The following is a 16,542-nucleotide window of genomic DNA, read 5'->3' as shown; positions in this document are numbered from 1 at the left end:
TAGGCCCTGCAGGCCCTCGTTAGGCTGACCTCAGTATTCCCCTTCTTCAACAGACAGGCGCAGACACCCATGGCACGGATCTATGACGATGTTACGAAGCTGATCGGCGGCACTCCGCTGGTCCGGCTCAACCGGCTGACCGAAGGACTTGACGCCACGGTGGCGGTCAAGCTGGAGTTCTACAACCCGGCCAACAGCGTCAAGGACCGGATCGGCGTCGCGATCGTCGACGCCGCGGAGAAGTCCGGTGCCCTCCTGCCCGGCGGCACCATCGTCGAAGGCACTTCCGGCAACACCGGCATCGCCCTGGCCATGGTCGGTGCTGCCCGCGGCTACAAGGTCATCCTCACCATGCCGGAAACCATGTCCACCGAACGCCGGGTCATGCTCCGCGCCTACGGCGCCGAAATTGTGCTCACGCCCGGCTCCGAGGGCATGCGCGGCGCCGTTGAGAAGGCCCAGGAGATCGTCGCCAACACGGAGAACTCCATCTGGGCCCAGCAGTTCGCCAACGAGGCCAACCCCGAGGTGCACCGCCAGACCACGGCCGAGGAAATCTGGTCCGACACGGACGGCAAGGTGGACATCTTCGTCGCCGGCGTCGGCACCGGCGGAACCGTCACCGGCGTCGGACAGGTGCTCAAGGAGCGCAAGCCCGACGTTCAGATCATCGCCGTCGAGCCGAAGGACTCCGCCATTCTCAATGGCGGCGCCCCGGGCCCGCACAAGATCCAGGGCATCGGCGCCAACTTTGTCCCGGAAATCCTGGACACCAACGTCTACGACGAGGTCCTGGACGCCACCCTGGAGGACTCCGTCCGTGTGGCCCGCGAGCTCGGCGTCAAGGAAGGCATCCTCGGCGGCATCTCCTCCGGCGCGATCGTCTGGGCTGCCCTCGAGCTGGCCAAGCGCCCGGAGAACGCCGGTAAGCTTATTGTTGCTGTTGTCTGCGACTTCGGTGAGCGTTACATCTCCACCGTGCTGTACGACGACATCCGCGGCTAAGGTCGGCCTTGTCCCAAGATTTCGTAGAAAGGTCTTTGTGAGCTTCTTCGCAAGACTGAAGGAAGACCTCGACGCCGCCCGGTCTCACGACCCGGCGGCTCGAGGTTCTTTTGAGAACTTCTTCGCCTACTCCGGCCTGCACGCGATCTGGTTCCACCGCGTGACGCACCGGCTCTGGCAGAATCCGGCGCTGCGCTTTCCGGCACGGCTGATTTCCCAGCTGGCCAGGTTCCTCACCGGAATCGAGATCCATCCCGGCGCCACGATCGGCCGCCGGTTCTTCATCGACCACGGCATGGGGGTCGTCATCGGCGAAACCGCCGAAATCGGCGAGGACGTCATGATCTACCACGGCGTGACCCTCGGCGGCCGCTCCCTGGCCAAGGTCAAGCGGCACCCCACCATCGAGGACCGCGTCGTGATCGGCGCCGGAGCCAAGATCCTGGGCCCCATCACCATCGGCCGGGACAGCGCCGTGGGCGCCAACGCCGTGGTGGTCAAGGACGCCCCGGCCGAATCGATCCTCACCGGCGTGCCGGCCACGTGGCGGCACCGGGACGCGCAGCGCGAGACCAAGCCCGCCGTCGACCCCGCCGAATACCTGATCGAGTACCGGATCTAACTGACGCGTCCCCGCCGGAGCAGCTGGAATCTGGAAACCGGGATCCGGAATCCGGAATCCGGAAGGCTACGCGGGAAACCGCTGGTAGATTTTCCAGATCACGACGTCGAACGCCCGGTCCGGCAGCAACCGCCGCAGCAGCAGGATCGCCCGCGCGCCCTTGCCCACCGGATAGCGGGTCTTGGGCCGTGGCGACGTCGCGGCGTGGACGATGGCGTCGGCAATGACCTCCGGCGGTGTGGACATGGTGGAACCCACGGTGGACGCCAGCGCCGCCGCCACCACCTTCGCCTGGTCCATGTAGGGCCCGTGGCCGGACGTGGCCAGCAGGCTGTCGCCGGAGATGGCGCCCCACTCCGATTCGGTTCCCGACGGCTCGATGATGCACACGTCGATGCCATGGGGCTTGAGTTCGATCCGCAGTGAATCGCTCAGGCCCTCGACGGCGAACTTTGTGGCGTGGTACCAGGCGCCCAGCGGCTCGTACATCTTGCCGCCGATCGAGGACACATTGATGATCCTCCCCCGCCCGGCGGTCCGCATGCCGGGGAGCACCAGCTGGGTCATCCGCGCGAGCCCGAAGAGGTTGACGTCGAACTGCCGGCGCCCCTCGGCGATTTCCACTTCCTCCAGCGATCCGTAGGAGCCGTAGCCGGCGTTGTTCACCAGGACGTCCACCCGGCCGTGAGCGGCAATGACCTGCTCGACGGCGGCCGCCATGGATTCCTCGTTGGTGACATCCAGCGCCACGACCGTTACGCCGTGGGCCTTGAGCGGCTCCATTTTCTCGACGCGGCGCGCCCCGGCATACACGGTGAATCCCCGGGCGGCGAGTTTCCACGCGGTCTCAAAACCGATGCCGGTGGAGGCACCGGTGACAAACGCTACGGGCTGGGTCATCTGCTGCACTCCTGGGACGGTGACGGGACGGGGCCAGGGACGGGTTTCCGGGGAAACGCGTACGGCCGGTGCTCCCAGAGTAACGGGAGCACCGGCCGTGGCGTCAGGTACGGAACTAGTGGGTGTCCACTGCCTCGATTTCAGACTTGTCCTCGCCCCACAGTGTGTGGAAGGTTCCTTCGGCGTCGACACGGCCGTAGGTGTGCGCGCCGAAGAGGTCACGCTGTCCCTGGATCACGGCGGCCGGGAGGCGCTTGCGGCGGAGGCCGTCGTAGTAGGCCAGCGAGGAGGAGAACACCGGCACCGGGATACCCAGCTGCACGGCGGTCGAGACCACCCGGCGCCAGGCCGGGAGGACGTCGGCGATCGCCTTGGTGAAGGCCGGGGCGAAGAGCAGGTTGGCCGGCTTCTCCTCCGCGGCGTACGCCTTGGTGATCTCCTTGAGCAGTTCGGCCCGGATGATGCAGCCGCCGCGCCACAGCGAGGCGATCTCGTCCAGCTTCAGGTCCCAGCCGTATTCCTTCGCCGCGGAGGTGAGCATGTCCAGCCCCTGAGCGTAGGAGACCAGCTTGGAGGCGTACAGCGCCTGGCGGACGTCCTCGACGAAGCCCTCGGGAACCTCGACGTCGGCTTCCGCGCCAGCCAGCAGTTCCTGGGCCAGCTTGCGCTGCTCCGTCTGGGAGGACAGAGCGCGGGCGAAGACCGATTCGGCGATGCCCGACGTCGGGGAGCCCAGTTCCAGCGCGGAGATGACCGTCCAGCGGCCGGTACCCTTCTGGCCGGCGGCGTCCACGACGACGTCGACGAACGGCTTGCCGGTCTTCGCGTCCACGTGGCCGAGGACCTCGGCGGAGATTTCGATCAGGAAGGAGGCAAGGTCTCCCTTGTTCCACTCTTCGAAGATCTTGGCCTGGTCGGCCGGTTCGATGCCCGCGCCGGAGCGCAGCAGGTCGAACGCTTCCCCGATGACCTGCATGTCGGCGTATTCGATGCCGTTGTGGACCATCTTGACGAAGTGACCGGCGCCGTCGGTGCCGATCCAGGCGCAGCACGGCTTGCCGTCGACGTGGGCGGCGATCTTTTCCAGTAGCGGGCCGAGGGCGTCGTAGGACTCCTTGGAACCGCCGGGCATGATCGAGGGGCCGTTGAGCGCGCCTTCCTCGCCGCCGGAGACGCCGATGCCGACGAAGTGCAGGTCCTTCTTGGCCAGGGCTGCTTCGCGGCGGCGGGTGTCCTCGTAGTGGGAGTTGCCGGCGTCGATAATGATGTCACCCGGTTCCAGGAGCGGCTCAAGCTGCTCAATCACGGAGTCGACCGGCTTGCCGGCTTTGACCATGATGAGCACGCGGCGCGGCTTCTCCAGCGAGTCAACGAGTTCCTGCAGGGTTTCCGTGCGGACAAAGTCGCCGTCCTGGCCGTGCTTGGCCAGCAGGGCGTCGGTCTTCTCGACGGACCGGTTGTGCAGGGCAACGGTGAAGCCGTTCCGGGCCAGGTTGCGGGCGAGGTTGGCCCCCATCACCGCAAGGCCGGTGACACCGATGTGTGCTGACATCAAAACTCCAATTCATTCTGTGCAACGAGTGCAGTTCGTCCCGCGCGTGAGGCGGCACTATCTTCTTGGGGATCAGTGGCTGTCAATAAACCATATGTATTTCCGCGGGCTACGGGAAAGCAGTGCCCACGTGGCGGAATATGGCGCGTCACAAACAGTCTATGATTTCCGGCGCCGTCCGCGCCCGTCCGTGCCGAAACGTCGGCTGGAACAGCGTCCGCCGCACTATGCTTACGACTATGTCAACCAGCCTCCACCACCGCGCCATTGAGCACCTCGGCACCCGCATCGTCGCGGGCGAGCTCCCGGCCGGCCACATCATGCTGGCCGAGCACCTCGAAGAAGAACTCCAGGTTTCCCGTTCGGTGGTGCGCGAGGCCGTGCGCGTCCTGCAGTCGCTCGGCCTGGTCGAAACGACCAAGCGCGTGGGCATCCGCGTGCTGCCGGCCAACCGCTGGAACCCCTTCGATTCCCAGGTGATCCGCTGGCGCCTCGCCGGCGAAGGCCGCGGCGCGCAGCTGCGCTCCCTCGCCGAGCTGCGCACCGCCGTCGAACCCGTGGCTGCCGAGCTGGCCGCCACCAACGCCCCGGAAGAGATCCGCCGCGAGCTTGTGGAGGTCTCGCACGCGATGCGCGACGCCGGCCGGGCCGGGGACGTGCCGAGGTTCCTGGAGCTGGACATCCACTTCCACTCCCTGCTCCTGACCGGGTCCGGGAACGAAATGTTCGCCAACATGGTGGGCCAGGTGGCGGAGACGCTGACCGGGCGCACCGTGCACGGCCTGATGCCGGACCGCCCGCGCGACACGGCGCTGCAGTGGCACGTGGACGTGGCCGAGGCGATTGCCGCCGGAAACCCGGCCGGCGCCCGGGAGGCCTCGGACCGGATCATGCGGCAGACCATCGCGGAGATGGAACCTGAATGGAAGGACCAGCCGCGGGTCTTCGTCCCGGTCACACGGCCCTAGCTGTACTGCGGCGCCCGCCGCACGGACCCGCCGCCACCGTTCAGCCCTTCGCTTCCGGCGCGAAATCGAGCAGCACTTTCCCGGAAACCGCCGCGTTCCTGGCAACGTCGAACGCTTCCAGTGCGTTGTCCAGCGCGAAGGTGTGGGTGACCACCGGATCCACCAGCAGCGATCCGTCGGCGAGCGCATCAATGACGTCATCGATTTCGTCGTTGAAGCGGAAGGAGCCCAGCAGCTCCAGCTCGCGGGTAATGGCCAGGGAGATCAGGACCGGCTGCGGCCCGGAGGGCAGGAGCCCCACCATCACCACTTTGCCGCCGCGGACGGCTCCCTTGATCGCGGAGGCCAGGCCGTGGTGGCTGCCGGAGGATTCGATGACAATGTCCGCCGCGACGGCCTCGATGGCCGCTGCGTCATCGCCCTTGAGGACCTCGTCGGCGCCCACCGCGCTGGCTATTTCCAGCGGCCGGGTGTGCATGTCCACGGCCACGATCCGCCGCGCACCCGCACGTTTGAGGACAGCCACGGCCAGTGCGCCGATGGGACCGCTGCCGATCACAAGGGCGGTCTTGCCGGTCACGTCCCCGGCGCGCGAGACGGCATGCCAGGCGACGCTGGCAGGTTCCACCAGCGTGGCTGTCCTGAGCTCAAGGCCGGCCGGCAGGGTGCGGAGCATCCGGGCGGGCAGGGCGGCGTAGCGGCTGAACGCGCCGTCGGTATGCGGGAAGCGCGCGGCGCTGCCGAGGTAGGTGCATCCCGGTGAAAGGTTGGGACGGTCTTCCGGATACGGCGCGGCACCCGGTCCCGGCGTCGCGGGGTGCACGGCGACCCGGCTGCCGGCCGCCGGACCGCTCCCGTCGCCGGCCGCCAGGAGGACCGTTCCGACAATTTCGTGCCCGAGGATCATCGGCGCCTTGAGGACCGACTCGCCCGCGGCACCGTGCAGCCAGTAATGCAGGTCGGAGCCGCAGATGCCGCCGAAGGCCACCTCGATGACCGCTTCGTCAGGCTTCGGTGCGGGGACCGGGATGTCCTCGATCCGGAGGTCGCCGGCCGCGTGGGCCACGACGGCGGCCGCGGTGGCCGGCAGTGCCGTCACGGTGCCCGTCAGAACGGCGCCCATCAGACCACCACCGTCATGCCGCCGTCGATGAAGATCGTCTGGCCGTTGACGAAATTCGAGCCGTCGGACGCGAGCCAGACTGCCGGTCCGGCCAGGTCCTGCACGGTCCCCCAGCGGTGTGCCGGGGTCCGGCCCAGGATCCAGGCGTTGAATTGCTCATCGTCCACGAGGTTCTGCGTCATTTCGGTGTGGATGTAGCCCGGTGCGATGCCGTTGATCTGCAGGCCGGCGCCGGCCCACTCGGCCGTCATCGCCCGGGTGAGGTTCCGGAGTCCGCCCTTGGCCGCAATATAGGGGGCAATGGTGGGCCGGGCGAGGTCCGTCTGGACCGAGCAGATGTTGATGATCTTGCCGCGGCCGCGCGGAATCATGTGCCGCGCCGCCTCCCGCCCCACCAGGAAGGCGCTGGTCAGGTCGGTGGAAATCACCCGCTCCCAGTCGGCGACGTCCAGCTCCAGCATGGGCACGCGGTGCTGGATGCCAGCGTTGTTGACCAGGATTTCCAGCGGACCCACGTTCTCCTCGACCCAGGCGACGCCCCGGGCTGCCTCGAGGTCGCTGGTGACGTCGAAGGCGCAGCTGTGGATCCGGCCTGGCGGGTACTCCGCGGCCGTGGCGGTTTCGGCGGCCTTCAGCCGTTCGGCGTTGATGCCGTTGAGCACCACCGTGGCCCCGGCGTCCGCCAGTGCCCGGGCCAGGGCGTTGCCGATCCCCCGGCTGGAGCCGGTGACCAGCGCGGTCCGGCCGGTCAGGTCAAAAAGTCCACTCATTGGTTTGCTGATCCTTACTGGGTGTTGGCGGCTGTGTTGACTGCTGAGTCTCCGCTGGCGACGTCGCTGAGATTGGAGATCGTCTGCCTGACGACGGCCAGGTCCCGGTCTCCCTGCCCCTGGCGCAACAGTTCCGCGTAGAGTCCGACGCTGGCGGAGGCCATCGGCACCGCGGCACCGACCGTAGCGGCGCTTTCGAGCACAAAGGACAGGTCCTTGTGCATGAACTTGGCCGGGCCGGTCGGCTCGTACTCCTTGGCGGCAAGCCGCGGTCCCACGATCTCAAGGACCCTGCTGCCGGCCAGGCCGCCCCCGAGCACGCCATACAGGGCATCGACGTCCATACCGGAGCGTTCGGCGAGTTCCGCGGCCTCGGCGAGCGCCGCCGTCGTGGTTCCGACAATGAGCTGGTTGCAGGCCTTGGCGAGCGATCCGGATCCCAGGGGCCCCAGCCGCCGGACGGTGCTGCCCATGGCGCTGAACAGCGGAAGGAGACTCTGGAAGTCCTCTTCGCTCGCGCCCGCCATGATGGCCAGGGTCCCTTCCACGGCGCCTTTGGTGCCGCCGCTGACGGGAGCGTCGACGACGACGGCGTTCCCGCCGCTCGCCCGGGCCACCCGGGCGCCGAACTCCTGCACCGCGGCCGGCGAAACGCTGCTCATGACCACCACGAAGGTTCCGGCGGCCGGGCGTTTCACGGACCAGGCGGCAAGGAGGGCCGCGGCGGCGTCTTCGATGTAGGAAAGGTCCGGGAGCATAAAAATGATGACGGGCGCGTCGCGGAGGTCTTCCACTGCGGCGACGCGTGCGCCGCCGAGGGCCTCGAACGCCTCCAGCGCCGACGTCGAACGGTTCCAGCCGCTGACGGTCCAGCCTGCTTTCAGGAGGTTTGCCGCCATTGGCGCCCCCATCAGGCCCAGGCCCACAAAGCCGGCTTCCTTCCGGTGTTTATCCATGCTGCCCCACTTCGTTGTGACTGGTCTCTTCGATGTGACTGCTTTTGTGAATTTCAGTAATCTGTTCAATATCCTAGCCGCCATTCAGTATGATGAACACTATGACGACTCAAACCACCGTCGCGATCGCCGTCCCGCTCGAAGCTGAGCTTGTGGAGCGCATCCGCGCCGTAGATCCCTCCGTTACCGTCCTCTACGAACCGGACCTCCTGCCGCCGGAGCGCTTTCCCGCCGACCACTCGGGCGATCCCGGGTTCCGCCGGACGCCGGAGCAGGAAGAGCGCTACTGGGACATGCTCAACAAGGCCCAAGTGCTGTACGGCTTCCCCAACGAAAGCCCCGCTGGCCTCGCCAGGATCGCCGGCAGCAATGCCCGCCTGGAGTGGATCCACGCCATGGCGGCCGGGGCCGGCGGTGCCGTGAAGGCATCCGGGCTGGACGCCGGGACGCTGCAGAAGTTCAAGGTGACCACCTCGGCCGGCGTGCACGCGCTGCCGCTCGCCGAGTTCGCCGCCCTCGGAATCCTCAACGGGTTCAAGCGCAGCGCGGAGCTGGCACAGGACCAGGCGGCCAGGAATTGGCCGGAACTGCGGACTCCCACCCGTCTGGTCAACGGCTCACACCTCGTGGTCACCGGGCTGGGTGAGATCGGTCTTGAGACTGCACGGATCGCCCGCGCGCTCGGCATGACCGTCAGCGGCACCAAGAGGACGATCGAACCCCTCGACGGCATACAGGATGTCACGGACAACGCGGGGCTCGCCGGCCTGCTGGCCACGGCGGACGGCGTCGTGAACACCCTTCCCGGTACGCCGTCCACCGAGAAACTCTTCAGCCGCGACGTCTTCGCCGCCATGAAACCTGGAACGGTCTTTGTGAACGTGGGCCGCGGCACCGTGGTGGACGAGGACGCGCTGCTGGAGGCGCTCGGTAACGGCCAGGTGTCCTATGCGTGCCTCGACGTGTTTGCCGTGGAGCCGCTCCCCCAGGACAGCCCGCTGTGGAACCACCCCAAGGTGATGGTGTCCCCGCACACCTCCGCCCTCAGCGCCGCCGAGAACCGGCTGATCGCTGAACGCTTCTGCAGCAACCTGCGGACGTTCCTCGACGGCGGCGAGCTCCCCCACGTTGTGGACACGGTCCACTTCTACTAGGCCCGCTATCAGGTCCCGCACCCGACTCTGCGGATTCCTCAGCACATTTCAGGGCGGCCCCTCCGGAAACGGAGGGGCCGCCCTTTGTGGTTCAGCGTGCGACTCGCAGCTTGCCCGGCGCGGCGTGCGTGGCGACGCGGCACGCTCCCCGCGGCGCGCTACGTGGCCCGCGACTCGCAGCTTGCCTGACGCCGCGGTAGTCGCGCGTCGCAAGGTATTCCGCGCGTCGTCAGGTATTCCGCGCGTCGCCAGCACTTCCCCATGGCGCTCCCCCGGAACGCAGGAAGGCCGTGGCCCCTCGTCTGCGGAGGGGCCACGGCCTTGGGCCCGCCGCGGCGGGCAACGAACCAAATGCGGCTAGCTGGCGTCCTCCGTCAGGAGGAGGTCGCGTCCCACCGTCTCGGGGGTGAAGAACGTCGTGACAAATGAGATCAGGGCAAGCACCAGCGAATAGATGGCGAGCACCAACCAGGAGTGATCCGTGACCGCCAGGAGGGCGGCACCCACCAGCGGAACCAGCCCGCCGGCCATCACGGCAGAGAGTTCGCGGCTCATGGCCACGCCGGTGAACCGGTACCGCGAACCAAACAGCTCAGGCAGCAGCGGGCACTGCGGACCGAGCATGGACTGAACGCCGAGGGCAATGCCCACCACCATGACAATCCAGACAAGCGTCACATTGCCCAGGCTCACCAGATAGAACGCCGGCAGCGCGATGAGGGCCTGGAAGAGCGCGCCGTAGCGGTAAACCGGAACCCGGCCGAACCTGTCCGACAACGCGCCGAACGTCACCACCATGACGGCGGCGAAGGCAGCGGCAATGAGCAGGCCCACCGGTCCGATGAACTTGTCGCCGGGGAAGACTCCGTCCTTTGCCGCCAGGAAAGCGATCAGCAGCGCGGAGTAGATCGAGGAGTTGCCGTTCTCGCCCATCCGCAGGCCAATCCCGATCAGGGTGTTTTTCTTGGAGTGCTTCCACAGCTGGCCGAGGGGGTTCTTGGCCACGTTCTTGTGCTTCTCGAGTTCCTGGAAGACGGGCGTTTCCTTCAGCCGCAGCCGGATGAAGATGGCAAGCGCAATCAGGATCACGCTGGACAGGAACGGAAGCCGCCACAGCCAGCCCTCCAGGGTTGCCTTATCCGACATGGCAATCAGGGCAAACGTCCCGGCGCCCAGCAGGGTGCCCAGCTGGATGCCGACGAACGGGAGCGCAGCAAAGAAGCCCCGACGGTGGCGCGGTGCGACTTCGGAAATCAGCGTGGTGGCCCCGGCCTGCTCCGCGCCGGCGCCCAGGCCCTGAAGGATGCGCAGGGTGACCAGGAGTACGGCGCCCACCATTCCGGCCTGCTCAAAAGTGGGCAGCAGGCCGATGGCGAAACTGGCCGTACCCATCAGGCCGATCGTGAGGATGAGGACCATCTTGCGGCCGAACCTGTCGCCGATGTAGCCGAAGATCATTCCGCCGAAGGGCCGGGCCGCGAAACCGACGCCATACGTGGCGAACGAGGCGATCAGGGCGCCGTCTTCGCCGAGCGGCTTGAAGAACAGCGGGCCGAAGATCAGGGCCGAAGCCAGGCCATAAATGTAGAAGTCGTAGTACTCCAGAGCCGAGCCCACGGAGCTGGCAAGAGTTGCCCTTCGCAGCTGATCCGGATCGACGACGGCGCCGTCCGCTTCAGCACGCGGTGTATTGGTACTAGTTGTCACAAGCACTCCCTCAAGAACACTCCAGACCCCCGTTGGCCTGGTGGGATAGGAACAACCCCCGAGGGGGTGATCACCATGTTGAACAGCGTACAACATGGTGGTCACGTAGCCAATGTGTAATCGGATTTATTTTCGTCAACGACCCGCTGGCGGATCAGGTGGCCGGCCTTACCCCATCGGATTGCCCAGGGACCGGGCCAGCTCCTTCAGTTCCTTGACCATTAGCGCGCCCTGCTCTTCCGAATAGGTGGCCTTCAGCGCGGTGACCGACAACCCCAGGCTGGGTCCGTGTGCACCGCGCGTGGGAACAGACACGGCCAGACAGACGACTCCGGTCGTGGATTCCTCATCCTCGAACGCGTAGCCCTGTTCCCGGATGACCTCGAGCTGGGCTTTGAGTTCGGCGCCGGTTCGCAGCGACTTTGGCGTCAGGACCGGCAGTTCGGCATCGTCCGGGAACATCTCGGCAATATCGTGGTCGTGCAGCCGCGCTAGCAGCGCCTTGCCTACGGCGCAGAGGGACACGGGCATTTTGTCGCCGATGTTGGACGTGAGGCGCACCGCGGGATGGCCCTCATAGCGGGCCAGGTAGATGACATTGCTACCGTCCAGCATGGCGATTCGCACGGTTTCGCCGGACAAGGTGGGAGCCTGTTCGCAAAACCGGTAGAACTCCTGGACCTCATCGAGGCGGCTGAGGTAGGCCGCGCCGAGCTCGACCAATTTGCGTCCCAGGGTGAACTCGGCACCTTGACGATTGATGAGCCGGGCCTCTTCGAGTGCCAGCATGAGGTTCGATGTTGAGGATTTCGGAATTCCCAGTTCCCGCGAAAGATCACTCAGTGTGAGGCGTCCGGTCGCAGAGGCTGCCAGGGCTTCAAGCACCGCGGCGGCGCGGGTGACGGCCGGCGCCGGCGACGCGCTCCCCAGTCCATCGGAGGTTCGGGGAACTCGGGAATCGGCCATGATTCTCCTTCAGGTATCGCGCGGGAGTCGCAGGAGCATTCGGATGCTGTTCATTCAGCTGAACAGTAACCATCATAATGTCAGGGACCGCAAAGCGCTCACACTGGTGGCTGTCGTCGCGTGCGGTTGCGGGGCCCGGTCAGGCCGGCAACGCCCGCGCGGCACCCGACATCATGCCACGGCCACGACCGGGTTCGTGAGCTCCCCGATCCCCTCGACACGGCAGGTGACGGTGTCGCCGGGCACGAGGCGTGCGCACTCGGCGGGGAATCCCGTGAGCACCAGGTCGCCGGGGTGAAGTGTCATAAAGGAGGTCACGTAGACCAGGATTTCCTCGACTCCCCAGCCGAGATCAGCGGAGCTGGCCGGCCTAAGCTCGGTGCCGTTGTGCGTAATCCGGATGGCCAGGTCGGAGGCATCAAGTCCCGTGACGATCCACGGCCCCGCCGGAGTGAACGTGTCCTGGCTCTTGGCGCTGATCCACAGCTCGTCCGCCTTCTGCAGGTCCCTGGCCGAAACGTCGTTTCCGATCGTGAACCCGAGAACAGCGGTCAATGCAGTGTCCAGGGTCAGCCCCCGGGCCTTGCGCCCGACCACGATCGTGAGTTCCGCTTCCGGGTCGACGTGGCCCACGCCCGGGCGGAGTTCTATGGCGTCCCCCGGACCCACCACGCTGGTTGCGGCCTTGTGGAAGGCCTGGGGCGGCAGTTCGCGGCCTGCGCGGCCGGTGTTATGTGCCATGCCCAGGACATTGGCAGGGGTACTGGGTGCCAGGAAGGTGAAGGAACCCTCGGCCACCGTGGCGCCGTTTTCCCAGCCCTCGCGCGGCACGCTGCCGGCATTCGCCGGGGAGTCCGGGAAAGGCGAGGTGATCACCGTCCACACTCTGCCTGCTTCGCCGTCGAAGTCCGCGGCGTTGTTGGCGACAAAGAAGTGCTCGGCTTCCGACATGGGGGCGTGGGGGCGGACCCGGGCAATCCGGCGGGCACTCGTGGCGTTCATGAAGACATCCTAGGTCGCGGCACCGGGGCGATGCGGCATGTGTCGGACCCGGGCCAGTCCGCAGTGGACCCCGCCTGCCATGACTAAGCCGTCGAATCTACGCCGTCACATGGCCGTCAATTACGCCATCGAATAGGCATTTTCGCTGGTCAGAATCGCCGCCGCGTGTTTTTCATTTCCAAATATTCACGGTATATTCATACCAAGCCTTCCACCGCGGCATCCCCCAATAGTCGCGGTGGAAGGCTTTTCCATTCCTCCGGCGCCTCCGGGCCTCGCCGCCCGCGCTGCCACCCTTACGCCGCGTCCGCGATGGCCTCCCGGAGCCGCCAGCGCTGCCACCCTTACGCCGCGTCCGCGATGGCCTCCCGGAGCCGCCAGCCGCCGCCCAGTCCGTCACGGATAATTTCCATCGTCGTGAGGGCGGAACCCGGGTTGCGGCCCAGCCTCGCCTGGATCTGCCAGACCTCGACGTCGACGCGGCTCAATCCCTTGGGCATCCGACGCTCGGCCTCCCACCAGCTCACCCGCTCGAACCAGCGGACCGGCTCCGCGCCGACAAGCCATTCGCGGCCGCCGCGCACCACCGCGCGGGGTCTTCCATCCGGATCCGATTTCACCATGACGTGTTCCATGCCAGCCACGGTAGGGCGAGGGTCTGACGTTATTACCCGCGCCGCGTCCGCGCCCCGGGAAGGCCTGCCGGGCACACAAAAAACCCCGCCGTGCGGCTCTGCGGCCAGCACTGACGGGGTTTTTCCTTGGTGGGTCCTACCGGGATCGAACCGATGACATCCACGGTGTAAACGTGGCGCTCTACCAGCTGAGCTAAAGACCCAAACCGCTGTTTCCACGCTTCCGCGCTTCAACCAACGAACAGTTACTGTACCGGACGAACCGGGCTGTGCGCCAATCGAGCCCAGCGCCCCGGCGGCCCATAGTCGATTTCCACGCCTGCGCCTGCGCCTGCGTCTGCTGCCACATCTGAGAGGGGCTTATCGGACCATGCGGGCGGCAGTGATTGTCGGGGCAGCCGCATCGCGCTGTTCGGTGCCATCAAACTCGAATCCGTTGCGTCGATAGAACGCCACAGCGCGGGGGTTGGCCTTCGCAACCCACAGCATGGCCGGCCGGGCACCTATCACGGCATCGAGCAGCGCCTGGCCCGCACCCGTTCCGTGATGGGCTGCAGTAACGTACAGGTTGTACACCTGAAGTTCCCGCGGCACTTCGCGCGCTTCCAGGTCGAAGGCCGTCCCGGCGAATGCGAAACCGATGATCCTCCCATCGCCATGAACGACATCACAAGATTGTGTCAGACCGGGCGATTTTGTCGGGCCGCGAAACCCGAAATTCGCCACTGATATTCAGCTGGCACAGCGAGGCCCTCCGGGTGGAATAATCCGGCGTTGCCGATATTCACCGCGTAGTGTCAAATAGCCCGGGGACGGATACCGCAGGCTATTTATTAAGTGGCGGTAGCTCGGCTGCGAGCCAGGTGAGCGCCTCGCTGACGCCGGCGTCGAGCTTGATGGTGGCGAGTTCGTCCCCGCGGGTCTGGCCGCGGTTGATGATCACCACCGGTTTTCCGTGTTTGGCCGCGTGCCGGGCAAACCGCAGGCCGCTCATGACTGTCAGCGAGGAACCTGCCACCAGCAGCGCTCCGGCCTCATCCACCATGGCGTACGAACGTTCCACCCGGTCTTTGGGGACGTTTTCGCCAAAGTAGACAAAATCGGGTTTGAGCGTGCCGCCGCAGGCCGGGCAGTGCGCGACGACGAAACTCTCGATCAGGGCGGCGTCCTCCACGGTGGCGTCGGCGTCCGGAGCCATTTCGACGACGCCGGCGGCCAGCGCCCGGTCCAGAAAGCCCGGGTTGAGTTCTTCCAGGACGCCGGCCAGCAGCGTCCGGCTGTACCGGCGGTGACAGGAGAGGCAGACCACCTGGTCAAACCGGCCGTGCAGGTCCACGACGTTGATGCTGCCGGCGTCCTCATGCAGCCGGTCCACGTTCTGGGTGATGAGCCCGGTGAGCAGGCCGCGGTGTTCCAGCCGGGCGACGGCGGTGTGGCCGTCGTTGGGGTCGGCACGGCGCAGGTGGGACCAGCCGATGTGGTTGCGCGCCCAGTAGCGGCGCCGGTTGTCGGCTGCGCCGATGAATTCCTGGTAGGTCATGGGTGCCCGCGGCGGGGCGCCCGGTCCGCGGTAGTCCGGGATGCCGGAATCCGTGCTCAGGCCGGCTCCGGTCAGCAGCGCGAAGCGTTCCCCCGCCAGGATGCCGTGGATGTCCTGCAGGACCTCGAGTTCGTCACGGGCGGGTTCGCCAGCGGGCACCGGGGGCAGGCTGGCAAACCCAGTCATGCCGGTCCCAGGCCGCCGCGTCCTCACCGTCTCAGTTCCTGCCGAGTCCCGCCAGGGCGGTGCGGTACTCGGTGAAGTCCCGGGCCTGGCCGCGGGGGTTCACCACCAGGTAGCGCACGATTCCGGCGGCGTCGATGATGAAGGTTCCACGCTTTGCCATCCCGGTGGCGGGGTCGAACACCCCGTATTGCTCGGCCACGGCTCCATGCGGCCAGAAGTCGGCCAGCAGGTCGAAGGCATAGCCTTCCTTCTCCGCGTACGCACGCTGGGCGAACTTGCTGTCCACCGAGATCCCCAGCACGACGGCGTCGGCGTCCTCGAACAGCGCCAGGTTGTCCCGGATTTCGCAGAGTTCCCCCGTGCAGATGCCGGAGAAGGCGAACGGGAAGAACACGACGACGACGTTCCGGCCCCGGAGCTCCGAGAGCCTCACGGGTTCGCCGAACTGGTTGAGCAGTTCGAAGTCGGGAGCGGCCTCGCCGAGGGCGGGCACGGCCCGTGTTTCAACCGGCTGGCCCCCCAGGACGCCAACCGCTCCCGCTGGGGTCACTTGTTCTTCCGGGTGACCAGACGGGTGGCGCTCCAGTCCTTGGAGACGCCGGCAGACGTGGTGTAGTGCAGGCCCGCGGTGGGCGCAGCATCCTGGATATCGGCCGGTGAGACATAGCCAACCCGGCCGGACTTCGGGGTCAGCACCCAGACGACGCCGCCCTCGGTCAGTGTGGTCAGCGAGTCGACGAGGGTGTCCACGAGGTCTCCGTCTCCGGACCGCCACCAGAAAATGACGGCATCGACGACTTCGTGGTCGTCTTCATCGAAGAGTTCCGAGCCGGTGAGATCCTCGATGTCGTCGCGCAAATCGAAGTCGACGTCGTCGTCATAACCGAATTCCTGAATCAGGTCCCCGGTTTTGAAACCCAGTTTTTCCGCCACATTTACCGAAGTGGCGGCGTCGGCCTCGCTCACGTGTTGCTCCTATGCTTGGTGTTTTCAATAGCTCTAGTGATTTCCATTACTCCAAGCCAACACCCTTTGCGCCTGCGCTTCAAGCTGTTGGCCCCGCGATCCGCCATATTCTGCGTCACACACGGCGATCCTGGCACCGCAAGGCGGCACGTCGTCACACAACCAGTATGCCGGTCAAATGCGACGCGACCCCCATGCGACAGCTACGCATCCCCGAGCTGTCAGAGCTAGAGTGGCTGATGACGACTACGCCCGCGAGGGCGGACGCCCCGCTGACGAAGGCGGGCATGGTCGTGATTGGACCTAGCCCGGCGCACATGACCGGGCAGTTGTAACCGATACGTCGCACACGTCGCGTTCACGCCAAGCAGATACCCTGCCGGAGCTGAGGGCGCCGATGAATGCGCTCAAAGAGAGGTTGGACGTGGCTGCAGGAGAAGAGACCTCCCATATCCTCAGCGGGTTGACTAACCAGCTGCCTGATCGTGAT

Annotated in this window: 17 protein-coding genes and 1 tRNA gene; 4 read left to right on the top strand and 14 right to left on the bottom strand. The window is 66.4% G+C overall.

Annotated elements, in window-relative coordinates; translation table 11 throughout:
- Positions 1 to 69 precede the first annotated feature (69 nt).
- Positions 70 to 1,005, top strand: coding sequence for a cysteine synthase A (gene cysK, locus AC6EUH_RS14610; RefSeq protein ID WP_056429914.1), 936 nt, complete (start codon positions 70 to 72; stop codon positions 1,003 to 1,005).
- A 37-nt stretch (positions 1,006 to 1,042) separates the two neighbouring features.
- Entirely contained in the window at positions 1,043 to 1,627 is a 585-nt protein-coding gene (gene epsC / locus AC6EUH_RS14605; protein WP_056429917.1) for a serine O-acetyltransferase EpsC, read from the top strand.
- Between the two features lie 66 nt (positions 1,628 to 1,693).
- Here the strand turns inward: epsC and AC6EUH_RS14600 are convergent, their stop codons facing one another.
- Together AC6EUH_RS14600 and gnd are read right to left on the bottom strand one after the other, a co-directional pair.
- The gene (locus tag AC6EUH_RS14600) at positions 1,694 to 2,527 is read right to left on the bottom strand and encodes an oxidoreductase (protein WP_499739113.1); all 834 of its coding nucleotides are present in this window, start codon (positions 2,525 to 2,527) and stop codon (positions 1,694 to 1,696) included.
- Positions 2,528 to 2,642: 115 nt separating this feature from the next.
- The gene (gene gnd / locus AC6EUH_RS14595; RefSeq protein ID WP_499739112.1) at positions 2,643 to 4,079 is read right to left on the bottom strand and encodes an NADP-dependent phosphogluconate dehydrogenase; all 1,437 of its coding nucleotides are present in this window, start codon (positions 4,077 to 4,079) and stop codon (positions 2,643 to 2,645) included.
- A 239-nt stretch (positions 4,080 to 4,318) separates the two neighbouring features.
- On the opposite strand from gnd, the gene AC6EUH_RS14590 reads away from it, so the two are divergent.
- Positions 4,319 to 5,047, top strand: a complete 729-nt coding sequence (locus AC6EUH_RS14590) for a FadR/GntR family transcriptional regulator (RefSeq protein ID WP_056429927.1) — start codon at positions 4,319 to 4,321, stop codon at positions 5,045 to 5,047.
- 40 nt (positions 5,048 to 5,087) lie between these two features.
- Here AC6EUH_RS14590 and AC6EUH_RS14585 read toward each other — a convergent pair whose 3' ends face one another.
- Genes AC6EUH_RS14585 through AC6EUH_RS14575 form a run of 3 tightly spaced genes read right to left on the bottom strand, consistent with a single transcriptional unit; the run spans position 5,088 to position 7,896 of the window.
- Entirely contained in the window at positions 5,088 to 6,170 is a 1,083-nt protein-coding gene (locus AC6EUH_RS14585; protein ID WP_499739111.1) for an L-idonate 5-dehydrogenase, read from the bottom strand.
- Positions 6,170 to 6,940, bottom strand: a complete 771-nt coding sequence (locus AC6EUH_RS14580; protein ID WP_499739110.1) for an SDR family oxidoreductase — start codon at positions 6,938 to 6,940, stop codon at positions 6,170 to 6,172. The genes AC6EUH_RS14585 and AC6EUH_RS14580 overlap by 1 nt, the downstream gene beginning before the upstream one ends.
- A 14-nt stretch (positions 6,941 to 6,954) precedes the next feature.
- Complete coding sequence (locus AC6EUH_RS14575; protein WP_499739109.1) at positions 6,955 to 7,896, bottom strand: NAD(P)-dependent oxidoreductase; 942 nt, start codon at positions 7,894 to 7,896, stop codon at positions 6,955 to 6,957.
- Positions 7,897 to 7,985: 89 nt separating this feature from the next.
- Between AC6EUH_RS14575 and AC6EUH_RS14570 the strand changes: the two genes are divergently transcribed.
- Positions 7,986 to 9,050, top strand: a complete 1,065-nt coding sequence (locus AC6EUH_RS14570) for a D-2-hydroxyacid dehydrogenase (protein WP_499739108.1) — start codon at positions 7,986 to 7,988, stop codon at positions 9,048 to 9,050.
- A 357-nt stretch (positions 9,051 to 9,407) separates the two neighbouring features.
- On the opposite strand, the gene AC6EUH_RS14565 is transcribed toward AC6EUH_RS14570, so the two are convergent.
- The 9 genes from AC6EUH_RS14565 to AC6EUH_RS14525 form a co-directional block, all read right to left on the bottom strand.
- Positions 9,408 to 10,757 carry an MFS transporter gene (locus tag AC6EUH_RS14565; RefSeq protein ID WP_156367570.1) on the bottom strand — a complete coding sequence of 450 codons (1,350 nt, stop codon included), beginning with the start codon at positions 10,755 to 10,757 and terminating at the stop codon, positions 9,408 to 9,410.
- A gap of 168 nt (positions 10,758 to 10,925) precedes the next feature.
- Complete coding sequence (locus tag AC6EUH_RS14560) at positions 10,926 to 11,723, bottom strand: IclR family transcriptional regulator (RefSeq protein WP_056429945.1); 798 nt, start codon at positions 11,721 to 11,723, stop codon at positions 10,926 to 10,928.
- Between the two features lie 171 nt (positions 11,724 to 11,894).
- Positions 11,895 to 12,725 (bottom strand): fumarylacetoacetate hydrolase family protein, encoded by an 831-nt coding sequence (locus AC6EUH_RS14555; protein ID WP_499739107.1) that lies wholly within the window; start codon positions 12,723 to 12,725, stop codon positions 11,895 to 11,897.
- A 344-nt stretch (positions 12,726 to 13,069) separates the two neighbouring features.
- A complete protein-coding gene (locus AC6EUH_RS14550; RefSeq protein ID WP_499739106.1) occupies positions 13,070 to 13,360 on the bottom strand; it encodes a hypothetical protein in 291 nt (96 codons plus the stop codon).
- Between the two features lie 127 nt (positions 13,361 to 13,487).
- Positions 13,488 to 13,563 (bottom strand) — tRNA-Val (locus AC6EUH_RS14545).
- A gap of 157 nt (positions 13,564 to 13,720) precedes the next feature.
- A complete protein-coding gene (locus AC6EUH_RS14540) occupies positions 13,721 to 14,086 on the bottom strand; it encodes a GNAT family N-acetyltransferase (RefSeq protein WP_499739105.1) in 366 nt (121 codons plus the stop codon).
- A 100-nt stretch (positions 14,087 to 14,186) separates the two neighbouring features.
- Positions 14,187 to 15,086, bottom strand: a complete 900-nt coding sequence (locus AC6EUH_RS14535) for an NAD-dependent protein deacetylase (RefSeq protein WP_056429957.1) — start codon at positions 15,084 to 15,086, stop codon at positions 14,187 to 14,189.
- 31 nt (positions 15,087 to 15,117) lie between these two features.
- Positions 15,118 to 15,579, bottom strand: coding sequence for a peroxiredoxin (locus AC6EUH_RS14530; protein ID WP_499739104.1), 462 nt, complete (start codon positions 15,577 to 15,579; stop codon positions 15,118 to 15,120).
- 53 nt (positions 15,580 to 15,632) lie between these two features.
- On the bottom strand, positions 15,633 to 16,052 hold the full coding sequence (locus tag AC6EUH_RS14525) for a DUF3052 domain-containing protein (protein ID WP_056429961.1): 420 nt from the start codon (positions 16,050 to 16,052) through the stop codon (positions 15,633 to 15,635).
- Positions 16,053 to 16,542 lie beyond the last annotated feature (490 nt).

It is taken from the genome of Arthrobacter sp. 001422645, assembly GCF_059816125.1.
The sequence above is the reverse complement of the archived record's forward strand: the minus strand, read 5'-3'. Positions and strand labels throughout refer to the sequence as shown.